General features: G+C 69.2%; 23 protein-coding genes. 12 read left to right on the top strand and 11 right to left on the bottom strand.

What is annotated here, in order from left to right:
* The first annotated feature begins 15 nt into the window (after positions 1 to 15).
* On the top strand, positions 16 to 747 hold the full coding sequence (locus tag ACWEKS_RS10840; RefSeq protein WP_452339876.1) for an alpha/beta fold hydrolase: 732 nt from the start codon (positions 16 to 18) through the stop codon (positions 745 to 747).
* A 120-nt stretch (positions 748 to 867) separates the two neighbouring features.
* Complete coding sequence (locus ACWEKS_RS10835; protein WP_354832266.1) at positions 868 to 1,248, top strand: PPOX class F420-dependent oxidoreductase; 381 nt, start codon at positions 868 to 870, stop codon at positions 1,246 to 1,248.
* Between the two features lie 447 nt (positions 1,249 to 1,695).
* Here ACWEKS_RS10835 and cobN read toward each other — a convergent pair whose 3' ends face one another.
* A complete protein-coding gene (gene cobN, locus ACWEKS_RS10830) occupies positions 1,696 to 5,331 on the bottom strand; it encodes a cobaltochelatase subunit CobN (protein WP_452339875.1) in 3,636 nt (1,211 codons plus the stop codon).
* A 299-nt stretch (positions 5,332 to 5,630) separates the two neighbouring features.
* Between cobN and ACWEKS_RS10825 the strand changes: the two genes are divergently transcribed.
* The 3 genes from ACWEKS_RS10825 to ACWEKS_RS10815 all read left to right on the top strand — a co-directional run bounded on the left by ACWEKS_RS10825 (position 5,631) and on the right by ACWEKS_RS10815 (position 8,296).
* Positions 5,631 to 5,885: a hypothetical protein gene (locus ACWEKS_RS10825; protein WP_452339874.1), complete on the top strand. Its 255-nt coding sequence runs from the start codon at positions 5,631 to 5,633 to the stop codon at positions 5,883 to 5,885.
* Positions 5,886 to 6,295: 410 nt separating this feature from the next.
* The gene (cobG, locus tag ACWEKS_RS10820) at positions 6,296 to 7,495 is read left to right on the top strand and encodes a precorrin-3B synthase (RefSeq protein ID WP_452339873.1); all 1,200 of its coding nucleotides are present in this window, start codon (positions 6,296 to 6,298) and stop codon (positions 7,493 to 7,495) included.
* Between the two features lie 249 nt (positions 7,496 to 7,744).
* A complete protein-coding gene (locus tag ACWEKS_RS10815; RefSeq protein ID WP_452339872.1) occupies positions 7,745 to 8,296 on the top strand; it encodes a hypothetical protein in 552 nt (183 codons plus the stop codon).
* On the opposite strand, the gene ddaH is transcribed toward ACWEKS_RS10815, so the two are convergent.
* Positions 8,265 to 9,137 carry a dimethylargininase gene (gene ddaH / locus ACWEKS_RS10810; RefSeq protein WP_452339871.1) on the bottom strand — a complete coding sequence of 291 codons (873 nt, stop codon included), beginning with the start codon at positions 9,135 to 9,137 and terminating at the stop codon, positions 8,265 to 8,267. The genes ACWEKS_RS10815 and ddaH overlap by 32 nt on opposite strands.
* Positions 9,138 to 9,292: 155 nt before the next feature.
* Here ddaH and ACWEKS_RS10805 point away from each other — a divergent pair, with 155 nt between their 5' ends.
* From ACWEKS_RS10805 to ACWEKS_RS10790, 4 genes are all read left to right on the top strand, one after another.
* Positions 9,293 to 9,730 carry an Lrp/AsnC family transcriptional regulator gene (locus ACWEKS_RS10805; protein ID WP_379380569.1) on the top strand — a complete coding sequence of 146 codons (438 nt, stop codon included), beginning with the start codon at positions 9,293 to 9,295 and terminating at the stop codon, positions 9,728 to 9,730.
* A 129-nt stretch (positions 9,731 to 9,859) separates the two neighbouring features.
* Positions 9,860 to 10,495: a precorrin-8X methylmutase gene (locus tag ACWEKS_RS10800; RefSeq protein WP_452339870.1), complete on the top strand. Its 636-nt coding sequence runs from the start codon at positions 9,860 to 9,862 to the stop codon at positions 10,493 to 10,495.
* Positions 10,492 to 12,117: a precorrin-3B C(17)-methyltransferase gene (gene cobJ / locus ACWEKS_RS10795; protein ID WP_452339869.1), complete on the top strand. Its 1,626-nt coding sequence runs from the start codon at positions 10,492 to 10,494 to the stop codon at positions 12,115 to 12,117. The genes ACWEKS_RS10800 and cobJ overlap by 4 nt, the downstream gene beginning before the upstream one ends.
* A gap of 36 nt (positions 12,118 to 12,153) precedes the next feature.
* The gene (locus ACWEKS_RS10790; RefSeq protein WP_379400066.1) at positions 12,154 to 12,699 is read left to right on the top strand and encodes a PadR family transcriptional regulator; all 546 of its coding nucleotides are present in this window, start codon (positions 12,154 to 12,156) and stop codon (positions 12,697 to 12,699) included.
* A 12-nt stretch (positions 12,700 to 12,711) separates the two neighbouring features.
* Here the strand turns inward: ACWEKS_RS10790 and ACWEKS_RS10785 are convergent, their stop codons facing one another.
* From ACWEKS_RS10785 to cynR, 5 genes are all read right to left on the bottom strand, one after another.
* Positions 12,712 to 13,458: a cobalt-precorrin-6A reductase gene (locus ACWEKS_RS10785; RefSeq protein ID WP_452339989.1), complete on the bottom strand. Its 747-nt coding sequence runs from the start codon at positions 13,456 to 13,458 to the stop codon at positions 12,712 to 12,714.
* Complete coding sequence (locus ACWEKS_RS10780) at positions 13,455 to 14,030, bottom strand: hypothetical protein (protein ID WP_452339868.1); 576 nt, start codon at positions 14,028 to 14,030, stop codon at positions 13,455 to 13,457. Before ACWEKS_RS10780 ends, ACWEKS_RS10785 begins: the two co-directional genes overlap by 4 nt.
* A 199-nt stretch (positions 14,031 to 14,229) precedes the next feature.
* Positions 14,230 to 14,985, bottom strand: coding sequence for an aspartate/glutamate racemase family protein (locus ACWEKS_RS10775; RefSeq protein WP_452339867.1), 756 nt, complete (start codon positions 14,983 to 14,985; stop codon positions 14,230 to 14,232).
* A gap of 26 nt (positions 14,986 to 15,011) precedes the next feature.
* On the bottom strand, positions 15,012 to 16,559 hold the full coding sequence (locus ACWEKS_RS10770; RefSeq protein WP_452339866.1) for an NCS1 family nucleobase:cation symporter-1: 1,548 nt from the start codon (positions 16,557 to 16,559) through the stop codon (positions 15,012 to 15,014).
* Positions 16,560 to 16,748: 189 nt separating this feature from the next.
* The gene (cynR, locus tag ACWEKS_RS10765; RefSeq protein WP_452339865.1) at positions 16,749 to 17,636 is read right to left on the bottom strand and encodes a transcriptional regulator CynR; all 888 of its coding nucleotides are present in this window, start codon (positions 17,634 to 17,636) and stop codon (positions 16,749 to 16,751) included.
* A 208-nt stretch (positions 17,637 to 17,844) separates the two neighbouring features.
* On the opposite strand from cynR, the gene ACWEKS_RS10760 reads away from it, so the two are divergent.
* A complete protein-coding gene (locus tag ACWEKS_RS10760; RefSeq protein ID WP_379380553.1) occupies positions 17,845 to 18,315 on the top strand; it encodes a nuclear transport factor 2 family protein in 471 nt (156 codons plus the stop codon).
* 87 nt (positions 18,316 to 18,402) lie between these two features.
* Here the strand turns inward: ACWEKS_RS10760 and ACWEKS_RS10755 are convergent, their stop codons facing one another.
* Positions 18,403 to 19,173, bottom strand: a complete 771-nt coding sequence (locus ACWEKS_RS10755; RefSeq protein WP_452339864.1) for an isocitrate lyase/PEP mutase family protein — start codon at positions 19,171 to 19,173, stop codon at positions 18,403 to 18,405.
* A gap of 200 nt (positions 19,174 to 19,373) precedes the next feature.
* Positions 19,374 to 19,934 carry a MarR family winged helix-turn-helix transcriptional regulator gene (locus ACWEKS_RS10750; protein WP_452339863.1) on the bottom strand — a complete coding sequence of 187 codons (561 nt, stop codon included), beginning with the start codon at positions 19,932 to 19,934 and terminating at the stop codon, positions 19,374 to 19,376.
* A 205-nt stretch (positions 19,935 to 20,139) separates the two neighbouring features.
* Between ACWEKS_RS10750 and ACWEKS_RS10745 the strand changes: the two genes are divergently transcribed.
* On the top strand, positions 20,140 to 20,577 hold the full coding sequence (locus ACWEKS_RS10745) for a nitroreductase family deazaflavin-dependent oxidoreductase (protein WP_452339862.1): 438 nt from the start codon (positions 20,140 to 20,142) through the stop codon (positions 20,575 to 20,577).
* Between the two features lie 253 nt (positions 20,578 to 20,830).
* Positions 20,831 to 21,754 (top strand): NADP-dependent oxidoreductase, encoded by a 924-nt coding sequence (locus ACWEKS_RS10740; RefSeq protein ID WP_452339861.1) that lies wholly within the window; start codon positions 20,831 to 20,833, stop codon positions 21,752 to 21,754.
* A 27-nt stretch (positions 21,755 to 21,781) separates the two neighbouring features.
* Here the strand turns inward: ACWEKS_RS10740 and ACWEKS_RS10735 are convergent, their stop codons facing one another.
* Positions 21,782 to 22,420, bottom strand: coding sequence for a maleylpyruvate isomerase family mycothiol-dependent enzyme (locus tag ACWEKS_RS10735; protein ID WP_452339860.1), 639 nt, complete (start codon positions 22,418 to 22,420; stop codon positions 21,782 to 21,784).
* Between the two features lie 181 nt (positions 22,421 to 22,601).
* Positions 22,602 to 23,333, bottom strand: coding sequence for an alpha/beta fold hydrolase (locus tag ACWEKS_RS10730; protein WP_452339859.1), 732 nt, complete (start codon positions 23,331 to 23,333; stop codon positions 22,602 to 22,604).
* Positions 23,334 to 23,343 lie beyond the last annotated feature (10 nt).

The following is a 23,343-nucleotide window of genomic DNA, read 5'->3' as shown; positions in this document are numbered from 1 at the left end:
ATTCGGGAGGTAGTCATGACGAGAACGCCTGTCCTGCTGGTCCACGGCATTCGGCTGAGCAGCACCTGCTGGGTGGAGGTCGGCGAGCACCTCACCCCGCAGCGCCCGGTCCTGGCGATCGATCTACCCGGCCACGGCACCCGCCGTGGCGAGCGCTTCACGCTGCCGGGCGCGGTCGAGGCCGTGCGCGCGGGTCTCGATCGACTCGGCGGATCCGCGCTGGTCGTAGGCCATTCCTTGGGCGGTCTCACCACCATCGCGGCCGCGGCCGCCCATCCGGACCAGGTAGCGGGCGCGATGCTCGTCGGCGCCACCCTGGTCCCGGGGCCCGCACTGGCGACCCCGTTCCGGCTCATGCATCGCGTCCTCTCGTCCCGGCCCGACGGCGGACAGGCCCTCAGCGAGAAGGTCTTCGACCGTGCGGCGCCACCCCGGGTCGCCGCGGCGATCGCCCGCGGCGGCATCGCCACCGAGGTGATTCCGGATGTGCTCGCCGCCATATCCGGTTTCGATCCGGTTGCCGCGCTGGCGACCTACCCGGGCCCGGTGCGCCTGATCAATGGCGGCCACGACCACTTCCGCCTGGGCGAGCAGCGTTTCCTGCGTGCCTGCCCGAACGGCCGGCTCCTGATCGTGCCGCGCGCGGGCCACTATCTGCCGCTCACCCATGCCGCGACGGTCGCCGACCTGGTCGCAGACTTCGCGGCGCCGCGAGACACCACCCACGAAGCCGCCTCCGCGTACTAGGCGCCGAACGGGTCCGCCACGCCGGTCGGTTCGCGACCCACGGTCCGGACCCGACCGGGATCCCCGCCCGTACGCGGCGCGTGATCCGCGTCGTACGCCGGTTCCGGATAGGCTGCGGAGGTGGACAACCCGTTCGGGCCCGTGGGCACCGCGAACTACGTCAATCTCGTCACCTACAAGAAAGACGGCACGCCGGTCGGCACGCCGGTGTGGGCCGCGCTCGACAATGGCCGCCTCTATGTCTGGACCGTCACCGACAGCTGGAAGGTCAAGCGCGTCCGCCGCAATCCCGAGGTCACCGTGCAGGCGTGCGATCTGCGCGGCAAGACCCGCGGCGAGATCGTGAAGGGCAGCGCGACCGTACTCGACGCGGCCGGCACCGAGCGGGTGCGCGATCTCATCAAGCGCCGCTACGGCATTCAGGGCTGGCTGGGCATCACCCTGAGCAAGGTGCGTCGCGGCAGCGCGGGCACCATCGGCATCGAAATCGTTCCGGCGTAACGGTATTCGCGCACGGCCGCCGGACCGGCTCGACCGGTCCGGCGGCCGTGCGTGTTTCCGCCCCTGGTTCGAGCTAGGGTTGATCCCCGGCGATGATCGCGCCGAGGAGTCCGCCGACACCGCAGCCGACAATGCCCGCAGGGCCGAGCAGGCGCATCCATGGGATACGCCGGAACACTGCAACTCGATTACGCATACGCGAGGGCGCGGCGAATCGAGGAAATTCCCACATCGAATTATCGGACCCGGCAACGCCTTTGGAACGTTACCGGGTGACCCGGTGCCTGGTGACGAGTACGAAGTCCGCCCCGAACGCGACACCGGGACGATTCTCATGATCCCCTCGGGCCGGAGGGCAGGGAAGACCGAGGTGCCGGGGTTGTCCGCCCTTGTCCTGCGCGTCACCCCGGCATGCCGCGACCGATCGAACAGACCGGTCGAATTCGATTACTCCAGTTCGCCTTCGGTTTCCAGATAGATCTGCCGCAGCCGATCCAGGGTGTCATTGTCGGGCTGTTCCCAGAGTTTCCGCTCCGCCGCCTCCAGTAAGCGCTCCGCAATACCGTGCAGCGCCCAGGGATTCGACTGCTCCATGAACTTCCGATTGGTCTCGTCGAAAACATAGGATTCCGCGAGCTTTTCGTACATCCAGTCGGCGACCACATTCGTGGTGGCGTCGTAGCCGAACAGATAGTCGACGGTGGCGGCCATTTCGAACGCGCCCTTGTACCCGTGCCGGCGCATGGCCTCGAGCCAGCGCGGATTCACCACGCGCGCCCGGAACACCCGGGTGGTCTCCTCGGACAGGGTGCGAGTGCGCACCGCGTCCGGGCGGGTGCTGTCGCCGATGTATGCCTCGGGATTCTTGCCGGTCAGCGCGCGTACCGCCGCGACCATGCCGCCGTGGTACTGGAAATAGTCGTCGGAGTCGGCGATGTCGTGCTCGCGGGTGTCGGTGTTCTTGGCCGCCACCGCGATTCGCCGGTACGCCGTGCGCATGTCGTCCGCAGCGGGCGCGCCGTCCAGGTCGCGGCCGTAGGCGAAACCGCCCCAGGCCGTGTACACCTGGGCCAGATCATCATCCGTGCGCCAGCTCTTGGAATCGATGAGCTGCAGCAGGCCCGCACCGTAGGTGCCCGGCTTGGAGCCGAAAATCCGTGTGGTGGCCCGGCGTTCGTCCCCGTGCTCGGCCAGGTCGGCCTGGGCGTGGGCACGGACATAATTGGATTCGGCGGGCTCGTCGAGCTCGGCCACCAATCGCACCGCATCGTCCAGCAGCGCGAGTACGTGCGGGAAGGCGTCACGGAAGAAGCCGCTGATACGCACGGTCACGTCGATGCGCGGCCGGCCCAGCTCCTCGAGCGAGACGGCCTCGAGCCGGGTGACGCGGCGGCTGGCCTCGTCCCACACCGGCCGCACGCCCAGCAGCGCGAACACCTCGGCGATATCGTCGCCGGAGGTGCGCATGGCCGAGGTACCCCACACCGACAGGCCCACCGAGCGCGGGTACTCGCCGTGGTCGGCCAGGTACCGTGCGAGCAGCGAATCCGCCATGGCCTGACCGGTTTCCCAGGCCAGCCGCGACGGCACCGCCTTCGGGTCGACCGAGTAGAAGTTGCGGCCGGTCGGCAGCACATTGATCAGGCCGCGCAGCGGCGATCCGCTCGGCCCGGCCGGAATGAAGCCGCCGTTGAGCGCGTGCAGGATTCGTGAGATCTCGATGCTGGTCTGCCGCAACCGCGGCACCACCTCGGTCGCCGCGAAGCCGAGCACCTTGCGCACCTCGGCCAGGCGGGCCGGGACCTCGGTGATCCCGGCCGCATCGGCGAGCTCGCCGGCCAGCAGGGTCTCGGTGACCGCGTCGATGGAGTCGACATCCCAGTCGACCTCCTGCATGGTCAGCACCAGTTCGCGCGCCAGCTTCTCGAACGCGTCCACCCGTTCACGGGCCTCGTCCCCGGATTCACTGAGCCCCAGCGCTTCTCGCAGACCCGGGACATTGACCTCGCCGCCCCACAGCTGGCGGGCGCGCAGCATGGCCAGCACCAGGTCGACCTCGGCCTCACCCGCCGGAGCCTGGCCGAGAATGTGCAGGCCGTCGCGGATCTGCACGTCCTTGATCTCGCACAGCCAGCCGTCGACGTGCAGCAGCATGTCATCGAAGGATTCCTCGTCCGGCCGCTCGGTCAGGCCCAGATCGTGGTCCATCTTGGCCGCGCGCATGAGCGTCCAGATCTGCTGGCGGATGGCGGGCAGCTTGGCCGGGTCGAGCGCGGAGATATTGGCGTGCTCGTCGAGCAGCTGCTCCAGACGCGAGATGTCGCCGTAGGTTTCGGCGCGCGCCATGGGCGGGATCAGGTGGTCGACCAGGGTGGCGTGGGCGCGCCGCTTGGCCTGGGTGCCCTCGCCCGGGTCGTTCACCAGGAACGGGTAGATCAGCGGCAGGTCGCCGAGGGCGGCATCGGTGCCGCACGAGGCCGACATGCCGAGGGTCTTGCCCGGCAGCCACTCCAGATTGCCGTGCTTGCCCAGGTGCACCACGGCGTCGGCGGCGAAGCCCTCCGGCGCGGCAAGCCAGCGGTAGGCGGCCAGGTAGTGGTGGCTCGGCGGCAGATCCGGGTCGTGATAGATGGCCACCGGGTTCTCCCCGAACCCGCGCGGCGGCTGCACGATGAGCACCACATTGCCGAAACGCAGTGCGGCGATGACGATCTCGCCCTTCGGGTCCGCGGACCGGTCGACATAGAGCTCGCCCGGCGGCGGTCCCCACGCCTCGATCACGGCCGCGCGCAGATCCTCCGGCAGCGTCTCGAACCACCGCGTGTACAGGTCGGCGCCGATGCGAATCGGGTTGCCCTCCAGCTGTTCGGCGCTGAGCCAGTCCGGATCCTGCCCGCCCGCGGCGATGAGCGCGTGGATCAGCGCGTCGCCGTCGGCCTCTTCCAAGCCCGGGATCTCCCCCGCCGCGCCGAGATCGTAACCGGCGAGCCGCATTTCGGTGAGCAGCCGGATGGCGCTGGCAGGCGTGTCCAGGCCGACCGCATTGCCGATCCGGGCATGCTTGGTCGGATACGCCGACAGCACCAGGGCGACCTTCTTCCGGTGCGCCGGAATGTGCCGCAGCCGCGCATACCGCACCGCGATGCCCGCCACCCGCGCCGCACGCTCGGGATCGGGCACATACGTCGACAGCCCGTCGGCGTCGAACTCCTTGAACGAGAACGGCACCGTGATGATCCGCCCGTCGAACTCCGGCACCGCCACCTGCGTGGCCACATCCAGCGGAGACAGGCCGTCGTCATTGGCCTCCCACTGCTCGCGACCGCTGGTCAGGCACAGGCCCTGCAGGATCGGCACATCCAGATCCGCGAGCGCGCCCACATCCCACGCCTCGTCGTCGCCGCCCGCCGACGCGGTCGCGGGCTTGGTGCCGCCGGCCGCCAGCACCGTCACCACGAGCGCGTCGGCGGTGCGCAGTTCGGCCAGCAGTTCCGGTTCCGCGGTGCGCAGCGAGGCGCAGTACACCGGCAGCGCCCGCGCGCCCTTGTCCTCGATGGCCGAGCACAGTGCATCGATGTAGCCGGTGTTCCCGGCCAGATGCTGGGCGCGGTAGTAGACCACCGCCACCGTCGGGGCGTCCGCCCCGACCGGACGCGAATCCCGTTCCAGCGCACCCCAGCTCGGCATCTCCACGGGCGGCTCGAAGCCGTGCCCGGTGAGCAGCACCGTGTCGGACAGGAAGTTGTGCAGCTGCAGCAGGTTTCGCGGGCCGCCCGCCGCCAGGTAGTTGTGGGCGTCGGCGGCCACGCCGCCCGGCACCGTGGAGCACTCCATGAGCTCGGCGTCCGGCGCGATCTCACCGCCGAGGGCGACCAGCGGAATCCCGCTGGCGCGCACCGTCTCCAGCCCCGGCTCCCAGGCGCGTTTGCCGCCGAGGATGCGCACGATCACCAGCTCGGCGCCGTCGAGCAGGGCGGGCAGGTCCGCCGGCAGCAGGCGCGCGGGATTGGCGAGCCGATACTCGGCGCCGCTCGCCCGCGCGCTCAGCAGGTCGGTGTCGGAGGTGGACAGCAGCAGGATCACAGGTTTCAGGCCTTCCTAGGGTGACGCGCCCAGCACGGTTCGGCGCCCGCCGGGAAGGTCTGACTGTCACAGTGGCGCGACCGCACCGGAATTGCACCGGATTCTTCCGTTCGACGAGCTCGCCGATGCTATCGCGCCGACTCCGCGGGGCCGCTATCGCGCCCGGATCACAGTGCGGCAAAGGCTCCTCCGAGCTCCTTCGTGCGCAACTGGACGCCGCGTACGCTGCCCGTATGCCAACCACTCCAGGATGGGTCAGGCGGAACCGCTTTGCTGCCTGGTCGGGATACTTTTGCGTATTGGTTGCCTTCGCAACGCTGGCCATGGCCCTCACGGCCGCCGGCACCGGTCACACCGAGTGGGCCATGCTCGCCGGCATCGTCTGCGCCGCGACCATCCTGTTCGGCATCACGGTCATGACCACCACCGTCCACCGCGACCACGTCGACCACCACAACGTCCCGAGCCTCCTGAACGACACCTGGGAATCCACCCCCGCCTTCGCCCGCCGCCGCGGCGCCCCACTGGCCATCGAACCGCATCGCATGCGCTGACCCACCCGCCCTTCCAGCAGGATTCCGGGGCTCACACCCCGGAATCCTGCTGTCCGGGGCCAGCCACTCCGCGCCGCACAGCCTGAAAGGGCGCGCACGACAGCTGGCGACGGCGAGGCGGGCGGCGACGGCGAGGCGGGCGGCGACCTCGGCGTCGTAGGCGTGGCGGGCGCCGACGCCAGCCCAGGCGGATCACCATGGCGACGACCACCACCAGCAGGACGCATCCCCGCCCTGAAAGACCAACTGCGGCTTCGTGATCCATGCTCCAGGTTCGGCACGGACCGACTCGCGCACGACACATGCTCAGATCGCAATATCTATAGATGTGGATACTTGTGGGTGCTGGTCCGTCCCGTTCCCGGCCCGTAGGTGCCCGACCTCGGCGTCCTCCGTAGGCTGGGGGCGTCATGACGCGAACCGATCCCGATTCCTGCCCGGGCGTGGTGCGCCTGCACCAAGCGGCCGATGGTCCCCTCGCTCGCATCCGGGTGCCGGGCGGACACCTCTCCCCCGGCCAGGTGCAGGCCCTGGCCGCCGCGGCCGTCGATCTGAGCGACGGCAATATCGAGCTCACCTCCCGCGGCAATGTGCAGTTCCGGCAGGTGCGGGATGCGGCCGCGCTCACCGAGCGGCTGACCGACGCGGGCCTGTTACCCAGCGCGACACACGAGCGGGTGCGGAACATCGTCGCCTCTCCGCTGTCCGGGCGGGTCGGCGGATGGACCGATGTGCATCCCCTGGTGCCGACGCTCGACGAAGGTTTGCAGGCGCATCCGCGACTGGCCGACCTGCCCGGCCGGGTGCTGTTCACCCTCGACGACGGTCGCGGCGATGTCAGCGGACTGGGCGGGGATATCGGTGTGCACGCGCTCGACGAGAACACCTACGCACTCCTGTTGGCAGGCAAGGACTCCGGTATCCGCGTATCCCCTGCCGACGCGGTGGATCTCATGCTCACCGCGGCGCACGGTTTCCTGGAGCTGCGCGACGGCCAGTGGCGGTTGCACGAGATCCCGGACGGCGGCGCCCGACTGACCGATCACCTGCTGACCGCCCGGCCCGGCCTCGACGCGTCCGGCGACCCCGTCGAACTGCCGGTGCGCCAGGACATTCCGATCGGCTGGCTGAATCAGGACGATGACCGGGTCGCGCTCGGCGCCGGCGTGCGCCTCGGCTCGCTGCCCGCCCGCACCGCCGAATTCATCGCCGCCGTCGAGCGTCCCGTGTTCCTCACCCCGTGGCGCAGCCTGGTCCTCACCGATCTCGACGAATGGACGGCCGAGCAGGTGGTCCGCGTCCTCGCCCCCATGGGCCTGATCTTCGACGCCAACTCCCCCTGGCTGCTGGTCAGCGCCTGTGCCGGCCGCCCCGGCTGCGCCAGGTCGCTCACCGACGTCCGCGCCGACGCCACGGACGCCGTGGACACCGGCCGTGCAGTCCCCACCGGCGCACCACAATTCGCGCGTGAAGGCCTCGACGCCGATGACATCGTGGCCGCCGGCCGCCAGCACTGGTCCGGCTGCGACCGCCGCTGCGGCCGCCCCAAGGGCGCGGTCACCGACATCATCGCAACGACCGACGGCTACCGCATAGTCCCGTCCACATAGGCCGAGGTCGCCGTCACCGAGTAAGAACCCGCGTCTGCCCCCGCCAGGCCCGCCCGCGACACCGGTCAACCCCGTCTGCCGCCCCGGCAACGCGCACCTGCCGTGCCAGGCCATTCGCACTGCCCGGCGGGCACGCTGCCCAGGCCGCACTACCACGAAATCCCGCTGGGCATGCCGCCGCGGCTTGCCGCGCATGCTGGTGCACAGTGGGTCCTAGGCAGCGGCGAGCATCGGAGACGGGAGGCGGTCATGGCTGTGCCTGAGGTCAGCGATGAAGAGATCGCGGCGATGTCCGACGACGAGCGGCGGGAGCTGATCGGGCGTTTGCGGCTGCCGCCCGAGCGGGTGCTGCCGCGGCCGGAGGTGGTGCGGGTACATCGGCGGGTTCGGTTGGCGCTCATGGTCGGCGGCTGTCTCGCGCTGATCCCGTGGATCGTGTACCTGGGGTTCTCGCTGCCGGCGGAGTACCACGCACAGAACTGGTCGCTGGCCTGGATCGGGTTCGACATCGCGCTGGTGCTGATGATGGCGACCACCGCCTACCTGGGCTGGAAGCGGCGGGTGGTGCTGCTGCTCCCCGCCTTCGGCACCGGGCTGCTACTGCTGGTGGACGCCTGGTTCGACATCGTGACCGCCGATGCCCGGGACGTGTGGGTGTCGGCGGGCACGGCGATCCTCGGTGAGATCCCGCTGGCGCTGTTACAGATCACCGGTGCGATCCTGCTGCTGCGCTTCCTGATCCTGGCGCACCCGCTGCACGATCCGGCGGTCACTCCGTTCCGGACCCGGCTGCCGTTCTGACCCGGTGCAATTCGAGCGTGCAGCACTTCACGCTGCCGCCGGACTTGAGCAACTCCGACAGGTCGATCCCGATCGGCTGGTAGCCGCGGGCCCGCAGCTGCTCGGCCAGGCCGACTGCCTTCTCGCTGAGGAAGACGTGGTAGCCGTCGCAGACGCCGTTGAGGCCCAGCACATTCGCGTCCTCCTCGTCGGCGATGAGGGCGTCCGGGTACAGGCCGGCCAGCAGCCGGGCGCTGGGCCCACTGAAGGCGCCCGGGTAGTACGCGACGGTGTCGTCGAGCACCATGAGCGCGGTGTCGAGGTGATAGAACCGCGGATCCACCAGATCCAGCGAGACGACCGGCAGTCCGAAGAACTCCGCCACCTCCTCGTGCGCGCCGGGAGCGCTGCGGAATCCGGTCCCGGCGAGGATCCGGTCGGCGGCGATGGCGAAATCGCCTTCGCCCTCATTGGTTTCGCGGGCGGCGGCCACCGTGGCGAATCCGCGGGCCGCCATCCACGCGTGGAAGGCCGGACCTTCCTGTGCGCGTTCGGGATTGGCGAAACGGGCCGAGAGCGCCCGGTCCCCGATGACGAGTCCGCCATTGGCGGCGAACACCATATCGGGCAGTCCGGCAACCGGTTCGATGACCTCGACCCGATGCCCGTGCGCCTCGTAGGCGGCGCGCAGCCCGTCCCACTGGGCCAGGGCCAGGGCGCGGTTCACCGGGTCGGAGGTGTCCATCCACGGATTGATGGCGTAGGTGACATCGAAGTGTTCCGGGCGGCACATGAGATAGCGGCGGGGAACGGGCCGGCGGGCGGCGGGATCACGGGCGGGCAGCGTGGCTACGGACGTCAACGAGACTCCCTCGGAAGCGGCGCGGACGGGGGCTGATCTGAAGGTAGGTGGCGTACCGTTGTGCTCGAAATAGCGAATCGTTGCGCTGATCTCGGGATGAGTGGCGATTCGTTGCGTGCCACCCATGCGTGCGCATCATTGCGAAAGGGCCGAGCATGGACGAGCTGGACCGGCAGATCCTGGCGCATCTGCTCAAGCACGCGCGCGCCTCGTTCCAGGACATCGGCTCCGAGATCGGCCTGTCCGCGCCTGCGGTCAAGCGGCGGGTCGACAAGATGGTGGCGGGCGGGCAGATCACCGGTTTCACCGCGGTGGTGAACCCGGCCGCGCTGGGGTGGCGCACCGAGGCGTATGTCGAAGTCTTCTACCGCGACAACATCTCCCCCGCCGAACTGCGCCGCAGCCTCGAACCCATTCCGCAGGTGGTGGGGGTGTGGACGATCGCCGGTGAGGCCGACGCCCTGGTGCATGTGATGGCCACCGATATGGCCGAGATCGAGGCGACCGTCGAGCGTATTCGCGAGAACGCGCGGGTCGGGCGCACCCGCAGCAATATCGTCATGTCCCGGCTGCTCGAACGGCCCCGCACGTGATCCGGTCCGGTCGCGAACGGTCCACTGTGCCAGCTGAACCCCGTCGCGAGGCGGCCCGAACCCGGTCGCCAGGTGCCGGCGCACGACCCGCTCAGCGCGGCCCCGACGGCGAAATCTAGGGTGGACTCCATGTCCGACGTGCGTGCCAGCTATCTCAAAGACGGGGCCGAGATCTATCGGCGCTCGTTCGCGACCATCCGGGCCGAGGCCGATCTGACCCGGTTCCCGGCGGACGTGTCGCAGGTGGTGGTGCGCATGATCCACGCCTGCGGGCAGGTGGATCTGGCCGGTGACGTCGAGTTCAGCACCGATGTGGTGGCCAAGGCGCGGGCCGCGCTCCAGGGCGGCGCGCCGATCCTGTGCGACGCCAAGATGGTCGCCTCGGGCGTGACCCGCAAGCGGCTGCCCGCCGGCAACGACGTGCTGTGCCTGCTCGACGATCCCCGGGTGCCGGAGCTGGCGGCCCGCATGGACAACACCAGATCGGCTGCGGCGCTGGAACTGTGGAGCGACCGGCTGGACGGCGCGGTGGTGGCGGTCGGCAATGCGCCGACCGCGCTGTTCCACCTGCTGGACATGCTGGACGCCGGCGCGCCCCGGCCCGCCGCCGTGCTCGGCATTCCGGTCGGGTTCATCGGGGCCGCGGAATCCAAGCAGGCCCTGGCCGAATACGGCGGTGTCGAATTCCTGACCGTGCGGGGCCGGCGCGGCGGCAGCGCCATCACCGCCGCCGCCCTCAATGCGATTGCGAGCGAACAAGAATGAGCAAGCTCTGGGGTGTCGGGCTCGGACCCGGCGATCCGGAACTGGTGACGGTCAAGGCCGCGCGGATCATCGGCGAGGCCGATGTCATCGCCTTCCACAGTGCCCGCCACGGCCGCAGCATCTCCCGCGCCATCGCGGCCCCCTACATGCGCGAGGGTCAGCTCGAGGAGCACCTGGTCTACCCGGTGACCACCGAGACCACCGACCACCCGGGCGGCTATCAGGGCGCGATCGACGAGTTCTACGAACGCGCGGCCGGGGTGCTGGCCGGCCATCTCGCCGCGGGCCGCACCGTCGCCCTGCTCGCGGCCGGTGACCCGCTGTTCTACAGCTCGTTCATGCACATGCACCGGCGCCTGGCCGACCGCTTCGACACCGAGATCATCCCCGGCGTCACCTCGGTCAGCGCCGCCTCCGCCGCCCTGGGTACCCCTCTGGTGGAAGGGGACCAGGTCCTCACCGTGCTGCCCGGCACCATGCCCACCGAGGAACTGACCCGCCGCCTGCGCGAAACCGACGCGGCCGCCATCATGAAGCTGGGCCGGACCTACCCCGGTGTCCGCCAGGCCCTTTCCGACTCCGGGCGTCTCGGCGACGCCTACTACGTCGAACGCGCCAGCTCGACCCGCCAGCGGGTGCTGCGCGCCGCGGAGGTCGACGAAGCGAGCGTCCCCTACTTCGCGATCACGATAGTGCCGGGCCCCGAACCCGCGACACGGATCGCGCTGACTGCCGACAGTGCGCCCACATCCTCCGAAACAACCGGTGCCACTACGGATTCCGGTATCACCTCCGCGACGAACGGCCGCCCGCGGACCGCGGCCGCCCACGCCCCCGCAGCGGGCGTCGCCGGTGGCGAACCTGGCGCGGCGGGACAGGTCGGCGAGGTCGTGGTGGTGGGTCTCGGTCCGGGCGCGGAGGCATGGACCACGCCGGAGGTTCGGCAGGCGCTGGCCGAGGCGACCGACATCGTCGGGTACACCACGTATGTGAACCGGGTGCCGGTGCGTCCGGGGCAGCGGCGGCACGCCAGTGACAATCGGGTCGAATCCGAGCGCGCCGGAATGGCTTTGGACATGGCCAAGCAGGGCGCGAAGGTCGTGGTCGTCTCCTCCGGCGATCCGGGCGTGTTCGCCATGGCGGCGGCGGTGATCGAGGAGTCGGCGGATCCACAGTGGCGGGAGGTGCCGGTGCGGGTGCTGCCCGGCGTGACCGCCGCCAGTGCGGTGGCCAGCCGGATGGGCGCGCCGCTGGGGCATGATTTCGCCATGATCTCGCTGTCGGATCGGCTCAAGCCGTGGGAGACGGTGGCGCAACGGATTTCGGCGGTGGCGTCGGCGGATATGGCGTTCGCCGTGTACAACCCCGCATCGTCGCAGCGCACCTGGCAGGTGGCGGCCATGCGCGACCTCGTGCTCGAGCATCGCAAGCCGCAGACGCCGGTGGTGATCGGCCGCGATGTGGGCGGCCCGGCCGAGTCGGTGCGGGTGGTGACGCTGGCGGAGCTGGATCCGGCCGAGGTGGACATGCGGACCCTGTTGATCATCGGCGCGTCGACCACCACGGTGTTCGACGCGGCCGGTGGACCCCGGGTGTTCACGTCGCGCCGCTACGGAGACTAATATTCCACTGTAGAACGTAGGCTGGAAGGAGTGCCGGTGCCTGAAGACAATGCTCGACGCCCGCTCAACTCGACGGCCGCGTCCCTACTCGGATTCCTCCACCAGGGCGAATTGTCCGGGTGGGATCTGGTGGCGCTGGCCCAGGATCGCATCGGCGACTTCTGGACCATCACCCAGAGCCAGGTCTACCGCGAACTGGCCACCATGCACCAGAACGGACTGGTGGACAAGGGTGCGGCCGGCGCCCGCGACCGCACCCCCTACCGGATCACCGAGGACGGCCGGGAGGCCTTCGCCGAGTGGATCGCCCGCGATCCCGGCGCGGAGACCATCCGGGTGCCGCTGCTGCTGACCCTCTCCTTCGGCGAGTTCGTCGACCCCCAGCGGCTCGAACGCATCGTCGCCACCGGCCGCACCGTCCACGAGCAGCGCCTGTCCGGCTACCTGTCCGGCCACGACGAACAGCGTATGTCGCCCTACGAACGGGCCACCCTGGATTTCGGCATCCGCTACGAGCGCGCCGTGCTGGAGTGGTTCGATCGGCTGCCGGAGCTGCTCGACCGCACCAGCCGCCTGTCCTGAGCCCGGGCCGGCCTAGCTTCCCGTTCCATGCCGGGCGCGCAGCCAATCCCAGGCTGCCGCAACGGCTTCCACCTGCTCCGCGCCCGCGGGCAGTGGCGGCCGGTCGATCATCACGACCGGTATGCCGAGCTCGCGCGCGGCGGTGAGTTTGGCCTCGGTCAGCGCTCCCCCGCTGTCCTTGGTCACCATGACGTCGATGCGCTGCCGGGTCAGCAGCGCGATCTCGTCGGCGACGCTGAAAGGCCCACGGGCGAGCAGCAATTCGCGATCGACCGGCATCGCCCCGTCGGGCGGGTCGATGGCCCGGATCAGGAACCACGCGTCCGAGTGCGCGAACGCGGCCACGCCCTGGCGGCCGATGGTGAGGAAAACCCGTTTCCCCAGGGCTGCGGCGGCTTCCGCCGCGAGCGCCAGGTCCGGAACGCGCATCCATCGATCCCCGGGCTGCTCGGTCCATCCCGGCCGCCGCACGTGCAGCACCGGTATCCCCAGACTCGCGGCCGCGGCCGCGGCGTTGGCGGTGATGCCCCCGGCGAACGGGTGCGTGGCATCCACCACGACCTCGATTCCATTGCCGTGCAACCACTCCCGCAGACCGGCGACGCCCCCGAAGCCCCCCACGCGCACCTTGCCGACCGGCAGCAGGGGGTCGCGCACGCGCCCGGCGAGCGAGGACACGATGTCGAATCCTCGCTCGCCCGACGCGATGTCGGCGAGTTCCCGGGCTTCCCGGGTGCCGCCGAGAATCAGCGTTTTCAGGGCTGCCCGCTGAAATAGGCCGAGCCCGAGTCGATCAGCGGCTGTCCGCCGACGATCAGCAGTCCGATGATCGCGCCGGGAATCGCGCCGATCCCGAACAGGAAGGCGCCCAGGATGCCGCCGATGATGCCGCCCAGCGCGGCGTGCTGCAGCTGACCGAAGAAGTCGGCCTGCGAATCGATGTCCTTGGCGGTCGACACCGGTGCCGAGACCGAGGTCAGAGTCAGCTGGGTGCCCGCGGTGTCGATGGCGGCGGTGAGGCCGTACTGCTTGCCCGCCAGCGTGCCGTTCAGCGGCACCTGGGTCACCACATCACCGGCCTGGTTCTTCAGGAACACGGTCTGGCTGGCCGCATCCAGGCTGAACCGGCCGCCGGTCACCTGGGTGACGATGTCGTTCGCGTCGGTGAGCGCCACGCTGTAGTCGACGCCCTGCTGGCTGCCGTGCAGCGTCGACGGGGACTGCTCCACCGCCGGAGCGGGGTCGACGGGGACGGCGTAACCGGTGCCCGCGGCGACACCGGTCGCGGCGGCGGCAATGAACGCGGTGGCCACGAACTTTGTGTACTTCATGGAAGTCATCGATCTCCAAATAGTCTGAATCGAACCCGATAACAATCGGGTCACGGGGATTCACACTACCGTTGGTTTACGCACGTTTCACTCTGAATGCCTCGCGCGCGGAGCCGCTTTCATGCCAATGACCCATTTGAGCAGCGCACGGACGCAGGGAGCTCCGCCGCGACATAGCCGGAACGATACCGCGCGAGCGTCAGGCGCGAAGGGTGGACAGCAGCTCGGCAGCGGCCCCCGACAGCGGCCACCCGGTGACCGTCTTCGGGCGCGGCGCCGCGAAGGTCCGCACCTTGGAGGTCGACAGGCCCAGCGCGACAAGCGATTCCGCGAGCTTGACCGCAGCGCTCACGCCATCCACGACGGGCACGCCGCAGCGCTCGGCGATGCGGCGGTCCAGGCCCGCCATGCCGCCGCAGCCCAGGCAGATGACCTCGGCGCCATCCTCGCGGACCGCACGCTCGGCCTGGTCGACGACGGCGACCACCGCCGCCGCCGGATCTGCTTCGAGGGCCAGCACCGGCAGGCCGCTCGCGCGGACGGACGCGCAGCGCGCCTCCAGGCCGGCGAGTTTGAGCCGGTCGGCGATCATCGGCACGGCCCGGTCGAGGGTGGTCACGACCGAGTACGCGTGGCCGAGCAGCATCGCCGTCATGGCGGCGGCCTCGGTGATGTCGACAACCGGGACGTCGAGCAGCTCCTGCAGGCCCTCGCGCCCGTGCTCGCCGTAACCGGCCTGCACCACCGCGTCGAACGGCTCCGGGTAGTTGACCACGGCGTCCATCACGCCGACCGCCGCCAGGTAGCTCTCGAAGTTGCCCTCGACCGATTCGGCGCCGAATCTCGGTGTGAGACCGACGATCTCCGTCCCCTCGGCCGCGACCGCGCGGGCCTGGGCGGCGATGGCGTCGGTCATCGACGCGGTCGTGTTGACATTGACGACGAGAATCCGCATGTCGGATTACCTCCCGGATAGTGGGTTCAGTGGGTGCACTCGACGGCGATCGGCTCGCCCGAGACGTCCTCGAACGCGACCTTGCGGTCGGCGATCAGGAGATGGATCACGGCCCCGGATCCGGCGCCGATGAACCACGCGAACGGTGACACTGCGTCGAGCGCGGGAATGAACGCGATGAGCAGCGACACCGCGGCGGCCGGAACGAAGGCGCCCAGGGCGCGCGGGTTGACGCCGCCCCGATAGAAATACGCGCCCGCCGGATCCTCGCTGTAGAGCGCGGGGACGTCGATGCGGCCGCGGCGCAGCAGCCAGTAGTCGGCCATGATGATGCCGTACAGCGGGCCGAGCAGCGCCCCGAGCCCGCCGAGGAAGTACTCGATGACCGCCGGGCTGTTGTACAGATTCCACGGCAGGATGACCAGCCCGATGACGCCGCTGACCAGTCCGGCGCGGGCGAAGTTCAGCGTCCGGGGAAACAGGTTGGTGAGCGCGTAGATCGGGGCGACGAAGTTCGCCATCAGATTCACCGCCACGGTCAGGACCAGCAGCGCCAGCGACGCCAGCACCAGCAGGGCGGTATTCGGGATGGCGTGCACGATGTCGGCGGGACTCGCGATCACCCGGCCATCGATCTCGAGCTGGCCGCCGGCCATGACGACGACGATGGCACCGAAGAAGAGCACGTTGATCGGGATGCCCCAGAAGTTGCCCCGCACAATCGAACCGGGGCTTTTCGATGCCCGGGTGAAGTCACAGAAATTGAGCACGAAGGTGGCGTAGACGGCCACCCACAGCGCCGCTCCGGCGAAGATCTCGTGCCACATGGCGAACCCGGTCAGCGGGTGGTCGACCGACCAGGCGATCGAGCCGCCCGCCTTGGCGAAGACCCACACCGCGAGCGCGGCCATGGTGACGAGGATGACCGGTCCGGCGAACGCCTCGTACTTGCGGATCATCTCCAGTCCCCGCTGCGCGAGGAAAGTCTGTACGGCCCACAGGGATCCGAAGGCGATCCAGCCCAGTGTCGACAGGCCGAGGATCGCGTTGTGGTCCCAGTCCGCCGCGCCGGGCGCGAGCGCGATGATCAGCACGCGCAGCACCAGCGAGGCCAGGTAGGTCTGGATGCCGAACCACGCCACGGCGACACCACCGCGCAGCAGCGCCGGAATCTGCGCGCCCCGCACGCCGAACGCGATGCGGGTCATCACCGGGAACGGGATGCCGGTCCGGTAGCCCATGAACCCGGTGATGCTGAGCAGCACGAACAGCAGTGCCGAGCCCAGACCCAGCGCCACCAGGATCTGCCAGCCGCCCAGGCCGAGTGCGAACAGCCCCAGCGCGAAGCCGTAATTGCCGAGGCTGTGCACGTCATTCGCCCACAGGGTGAAGATGCTGTAGCCCGACCAGCGCCGGCCGGCGCGTCGGGTGGGAGCCAGGTCCCGGTTGTAGAGGCGGGTGCTCAGGCCGGGCGCGAAGGCGACGCCGGCCGCGTCCGCCGGGCGGGGATTCGCCGCGATCGCACTGTCACCCACCGGCGATACGAGCTGGGCGGTGTCGTCGGGAACCAGCATGGGTAGATCCTCGATTTCGCATGGCGGAAGGAGTTTTCCAGCGCGGGCTGGCCTCCGAGTGTCTGTTGACACAACACCGATCGTCAATCGGCCCGCCCCGTCCCGTTCACCCTCGCCATTGCCGTGACCGGCGGGTATAGACCACGCCGATGCCGGCCATCGGCAGAACGTCTGACCGGCAGGCGGGATTCACCCGGCCTGGCGGGCGCTCCAGTCCCGGGCGAGCCCGAAGAAGGCGCGCGCGGCCGCGGTGCGATAGGCGTTCTCGCGGCAGAGCAGAACCGCGATCCGGGTCGGCAGCGGCGGATCCAGCGCCACGGCCGTCAGGCGCGGATGATCGCGGGCGATGCCGTCGGGCAGGATGGTGGCGAGCGCGGTGAGCTGAACCGCCTCGATGACGGCGTGAATCGAGTTGGCCTCCACCAGGATTCGCGGGCTCACACCCTGCTCGCGAAAATAGGCGTCGATGTGCAGCCGGGTGACGAATTCCCGATTGAGCAGGGCGAGATCGTATTCGGCGAGCTTCGCCGCCGGCACGCGCGAGCGCGCGGCCCGGCGATCGGCGCCGACCAGGCTCAGCGTCTCGGTGAACAGGGTGGCGGCCTCGATGCCCGGCAGGTGCCCGCCCGCGAACCCGATCCCGACGTCGATATCGTCGGCCAGCAGCCCGGATTCGATCACGTCCTGATTGGTCTCGCGAATATCGAGAGTGATCCCGGGATGCCGGGCGCGCACTTCGGCGATGAGCGGCCCGATCAGATAGGCCGCGAAAGTCGGGGTGTATGCCAGCCGCAGATGCCCGCGCGACAGATCCTCGACATCGTGCACCGCCCGATCGGCGGCATCGAGTTCGGCCAGCGCGAGCCGAGCATGCCGGGCATACACCTCCCCCGCATCGGTGAGCCGGACCGCGCGCCCGGTCCGATCCAGCAGCGGCGCACCCACCAGCCGCTCGAGTTGCCGAATCTGCTGCGAGAGCGTGGGCTGCGAAACATGTAAATCCTCTGCAGCGCGCGTGAAACTCCCATGCTCGGCCACGGCGAGCAGATACCGCAGATGACGCAGCTCCGGAGTCACCCACCGACTATAGATCAAGCCAATCGACCCATCCCCAGCTATGCCATAGACGCTATAACCCCAGCTCACCCTGCGGTGTGCGCCGCTTCCGCAATCCAATGGAAGGCAGCGTCGGCCCGGCAGGCTCGGCGGCGTGACCGGTCCTACTCACCGGAACTGAACAGCGGAAGCGGTTGGTTCGGTGACGGGCGGGCTTAGTTTGAGCGGCATGAGGAATGAAGCACTCGAGGCGATTCGGGCAGTCAAATATCGATATCTGCGCACGCTGGATCTCAAGCTGTGGGACGAATTCGGCGACACTCTGTGCGAAGACGTCACCGCCGCCTACGGGTCGCCCTCCGGTGAGATGCCTGCGGAGTTCAAGGGCCGTGAGCAGATCGTGGAGTACATGCGTGGTGCGCTGGGCGGCAACATCATCACCGTCCACGTCGTGCACCATCCGGAGATCACGGTCGATGGCGAATCCGCCACCGGCAGTTGGTGTCTGGAGGACACCGTGATCTTTCCCGAACACAGCAGCATCATTCGAGGCGCCGCCTACTACAACGACACCTATCGCTGCGAGGACGGCGTCTGGCGGATCGAACGAACCAGCTACGAACGCATCTACGAATCCACCATGTCCACGGAAGGACTGCCCGGATACGCCCTCACGGCGAATCGCTGGGCACCGGCGTGACCCGGTCGCCACTCCGGTCGGGTCATCACCGCGGCGCAGTCGCCGATCAGGCTCCGGGATCCGCGTTCGCCAGGTGAGGGGTGCGGTTCAATCCTCTTCCGGCGGAGTGGGTATCAGGGTGGCGATGTCTCCATAGGTTGTCACCGGTTCGACTCGGCCGCCGTCGCGGACCGTGCGCGCGGCGGTCACGGCCGCGTCGAGTGCGGCGCGGTAGAGGAGGGAACCGGTGCTGACGCGTTTGACGCCGAGGCGTGCCAGTTCGGCGAGGGGGCGTTGGGCAAGGACGTTGAGCGGCACGGGAATCGATCGGACCAGAGCGGTGATGTCGTCGTCGCGGATGACGCCGGGTACGAAGATGCCGTCGGCGCCGGCGTCGACGTAACGATGCGCACGATCGAGGGTGGTGTCGTGGTCGCGGCCCAGCCAGTAGGTGTCGACGCGGGCGTTGACGAACAGTCCGGGCGCACCGTCCTTGAGTCCGCGGACCAGGTCGGCGTGTGCGCGGGCATCGCCCACCGCGTCCTCCACGTTCACCCCGGCGACGCCCAGGTCCCACAGTCGCGCGGCCAATTTGCGCGGGTCGGCGCCGAACCCGGATTCGATGTCGACGGTCACCGGGACCGGGAGCCGCACGAGTGCGCCTGCCAGCGCGAGGGTTTCGTGCAGCGTCGATCCAGCCTCGTCCGGCAGTCCGTGTGCCGCGGCCACGCCGAGACTGGTGGTGCCGATCGCCGGGAACCCGTCCGCGACCAGCGCGGCCGCCGTGGCGAAATCCCAGGCATTGGGCAGCAGCAGCGGCTCGTCCTGATAGTGCAGCTGGTGGAAGCGCGAAACCGGCGGTACCGGAAGATCCAACATGATCATCACGTTAGAGCCGGAAAGGTTCGGCAGGCACCGAAGTGTCGCGGACGCAGAGTCGGGCTCCCGGTCCGAATAGGCTCGGCCCGTCGGCAATCGCGGTGGACAGGGCGAATGCCCGGACCGATGCCGTAGTGGTGGCCGGCGGATTCGCCGAGGTTGCCGGGATCGCTGGGCACGAGTCTGTGACCATCGCCTCCTCAGGAAGCTGATTCGAGCGATTCCTCGGCCGTGTGGTGCTCGAGACCGGCCGCGGTCGCGTGTGCGCCGGGAGCCTTTGCCGGATCATCGAGTCCCCCGGGATAGTGCTCCGCGGTGAAATGGCGATCGATCGTCCGGGCGATGTCGGTGAGGGCGTCGAGTTGTTCCGGGCAGAGCACGTCGGCGAAGCAGTGGCGAATACCCGCCACGTAGGAGGGCCAGGCGGCCTGGAAGGCAGCACGGCCCGCATCGGTCAGGACGACGTCATAGCCCCGGGCGTCCCCCTCGCTGGGCGCGCGCACGACCGTGCCGCGCGTCTCCATCCGAGAGACCTGGCGGGAGAGGCGGCTTCGTTCCCACTGCAGGGCAGCGGCCATATCGCGGGCGCGCAACCGGTGCCCCGGGGTGTTGGACAGCCTGAGCAGGATCACGAAATCCGCCTCGGTCAGCCCGAAGTCGCGGACCAGCATGCGGGCCAGCACCACATTGATCTCGATGCGCATGTGCTGGAACGCGACCCAGGCGCGGGTCTCCCGCTCGTTCAGCGACTCCTGATCCATGACAGGGAGCCTACCCGGGATCGCTCTTTTTGTTGACATGTAACTCTCTGGCGGCCTACAGTGGGTTTTGTTTACATAGCAACAAAAAGTGGATGAAGGCCGCGCCGTTCGGCAGGGAGTTCGCACTGTCGCCACCGACGGCCGGCCGGGCCACCACCACTCGATCCCGGCGTACGCCAGGGACCGTGAACGACAGGAGTTCGACATGAGCGAGGCGCTCGACTGGAACGCACAGACGATCGCGGAGTTTCGAGCGAACGGCGGCAAGGTCGGCGGAGTGTTCGAGGGTGCGCCGATCGTCCTGCTGCATCATCGCGGCCGCAAGAGCGGTCGGGAGTACGTCAGCCCGGTGATGTACCTCCCGGACGACACCGAACCGGACATCATCTACGTCTTCGCCACCAGCGGCGGAGCACCCACCAACCCCGACTGGTACTACAACGTGACCACTGCCGGCGACGGCCGCATCGAACGCGGAACCGAGGCGTATCGGGTGACCGCGCGCGAAGTGCCCGGTGCTGAGCGCGATCGCATCTACGCCGAGCAAGCGCGGCGGTATGCGGGCTTCGCCGAATACGAACGCCAAACCACCGGCGTGCGCACCATTCCCGTTCTCGAACTCCGCCCTGCGGGAACGGAATAGCCGCCATGCCCACGTCATCGAATGCGGCCGGCCCGGTCCTCGTGGTCGGCGCTACCGGTCGTTCGGGATCCCAGGTCGTCGGCGATACGACGCGGCAAACCGAAGTCTTCGGGCAGCCACCGACCACCGAGGACGTCACCGAACACCTTGCCGCACAACTACTTGCGACAGCTGGCTCCGTATCCGCGCGCTGACGGGCCCGGCCCGTCCGGGGTGTTGTCAGGCGAATCCACCCGAAGGAGAGTCGAAGATCATGGCAAAGGCAGTCAGGTACAACGAGTTCGGCGGAATCGACGTGCTGCGGGTCGACGAGGTCGAACGCCCGGTGCCCGGCGACGGGCAGGTCCTCGTCCGGGTCAGGGCAGCCGGTATCAACCCCAGCGAGGCGGTCATCCGCACGGGAGCACTGGCCGACATGTTCCCCTCGACATTCCCCTCCGGGCAGGGCAGCGATCTCGCCGGGGTCATCGAGGAGATCGGCACCGGCGTCGGCGGATACTCCCCCGGCGACGAGGTGATCGGATTCTCGGAGAACCGGGCCGCCCAGGCCGAGCTGGTCCTCGTCGAGGCCGCCAATCTCACCCGCAAGCCGGAGAACGTCCCGTGGGAGGTGGCCGGCGGCCTGTACGTCGCGGGTGTAACCGCATGGGGCGCAGTGCGTTCCGTCCGCCTCGCGCCGGGCGAGACCGTCGTCGTCTCCGGGGCCGCCGGGGGTGTCGGCTCGCTCGCCGTCCAGCTCGCGCGCCGTGCCGGGGCCACCGTCATCGGCCTGGCGAGCGAGCGCAACCACGCGTGGCTGCGCAGCCGCGGCGTGATCCCGATCGCGTACGGCGACGACGTCGCGGACCGGATCAAGGCCGCCGCCCCCGGCGGTGTCGACGCCTTCATCGACACCTTCGGCAACGGGTACGTCGAGCTGGCCCTCGCCCTCGGCGTCGCGACCGAGCGGATCGACACCATCGCCGATTACGCCGCAGCCGCGCAGTACGGAGTGAAGACCGACGGCGGAGCGGAGGCCGGGCCCGGCGGCGCGATACTCACCGAGCTGGCCGGCCTGATCGCCGGCGGACATCTCGAAGTCCCGATCGCGAACGTCTACCCGCTGGCACAGGTCCGCGAGGCCTACACCGAACTCGAACGCCGCCACACCCACGGCAAGATCGTCCTCAGGCCCTAGTCGTGGCGGAGCCGGTCCGGGACAGTGTCAGAGACGACTGCGCAGCGTGGGCACGCCGGGTCCGGTCAGATCGTCGCAATAGGCGGCTCTACCCGCCATCGCCATGGTCAAGGCGATCGTCGTTCCGCTGACCAGAGGGCCGGCTCCGAGGGCGAAGGGTCCGTCGGTCGCTTCCAGCCGCAGATCTTCGATAGCGCTGCGGCTGCGAACGGTGAAGTCCCGGCTCGCGAAGAACCGGGCGACCTCGGTGACGGCCTCGACCGAGGGCTGGCGCGGCAGTCCCAGCGGACGGCGGATGTCCTGGCCGTGGACGACCACCTCACCGAGCCAGGCGGCCGTATGGCCGAACGGCGCGATGGTGCTGGTGATGATCGCCCGGAACCGGTCCAACGTCTCCGCCGGAGTCGCGCCGCGATGCTCGGCCAGCCGCCGGGCATTGTGTTTCTCGAAGTCGAAGCGGGCCCCGAAAGCGCTGACCAGCCACCGGATTCGGCCGGTACTCGCCGCCGCGGTGAGGTGGGCGACGACCTCTTCCACCGTCCACTCTCCGCACAGCGACCGCACCGCCCACTGCCGATCGGTCAGATCGGCGAGATCATCGGCCAGCGCCGCACGTTCGGCGTGAGCCATGGCCCACAACTCGTCACGAGAAATAGCGTTCGACACTCGAAATAACCTCCCGGCTCAGCGCAGCCTGCCGGTGCGAGCGCGGTCATGGCCCGGCCATCGATCCGTCACGTCACAGCGGCATGGCTGCGGTTCGTTGTTCCTCCGTACTGACCGCGCCACTCGCCCAAACTCATCGGCCCACGCTATCGCCGAACCCGCACAGCAAGATATCGCCGGGCTATCCCACACGATCCGCGAAGTTCAGCAGGTGCGCGGCCAGCGCGCCGGGAGCGGACAGGAACGGGGAGTGCCCGGTGGGCAGCGAGACCGTGTCGGTGATGCCGTCACGCCGGTAGAGGGTCTGCTGGACATCGGCGGGGAGGAGCGCGTCCGCCGAGGTGATCACTCCCAATCGTGGGAGGGCCAGGTATCGGTCGGTGGTGTGGTCGATGCGGCTGGTGATGGTCGCGGTCGGCTCGGGGGTGAGCAGCCGGAGCGCGAGGGCGATATCGATTGCGTCGCAGTCGTTGTAGAAGTATCGCGTGGCCGCCTCGTGCGCGATGTCGAAGGTCTCGGCGTCCACGTCGGCCGAGATGTGGGGACCCAGCGTCACCAGGATGTCCGCCAGGGCCGGATCGGTGGCGAGGGACTGCCCGCCCGCGACCACGTCGGCGGCGACGTAGGCGACCCCAGCGATCCGGTCCGCATAGCGTTCCGCGGCCGCCTTCACCGTGACACCGCCCATCGAGTGACCGACCAGAATCGCCTTGTCCGCCAGCGAATTCAGGACCGATCCCACGCGATCGAGATAGGCGGCACCGGTCAATCCCTTGGCCGGGGTGCGGTCTCTGCCGTGGCCCGGCAGGTCGGGTGTCACGACCGTGTGCCCGCGGGATTCGAGCACCGGCACGATCTTGTACCAGCACCACGCGCCATGGCTCCCACCGTGAATCAGCACGAATGTGCTCATGCCGAAGCCC

It is taken from the genome of Nocardia sp. NPDC004711 (assembly GCF_053601595.1).
The sequence above is the reverse complement of the archived record's forward strand: the minus strand, read 5'-3'. Positions and strand labels throughout refer to the sequence as shown.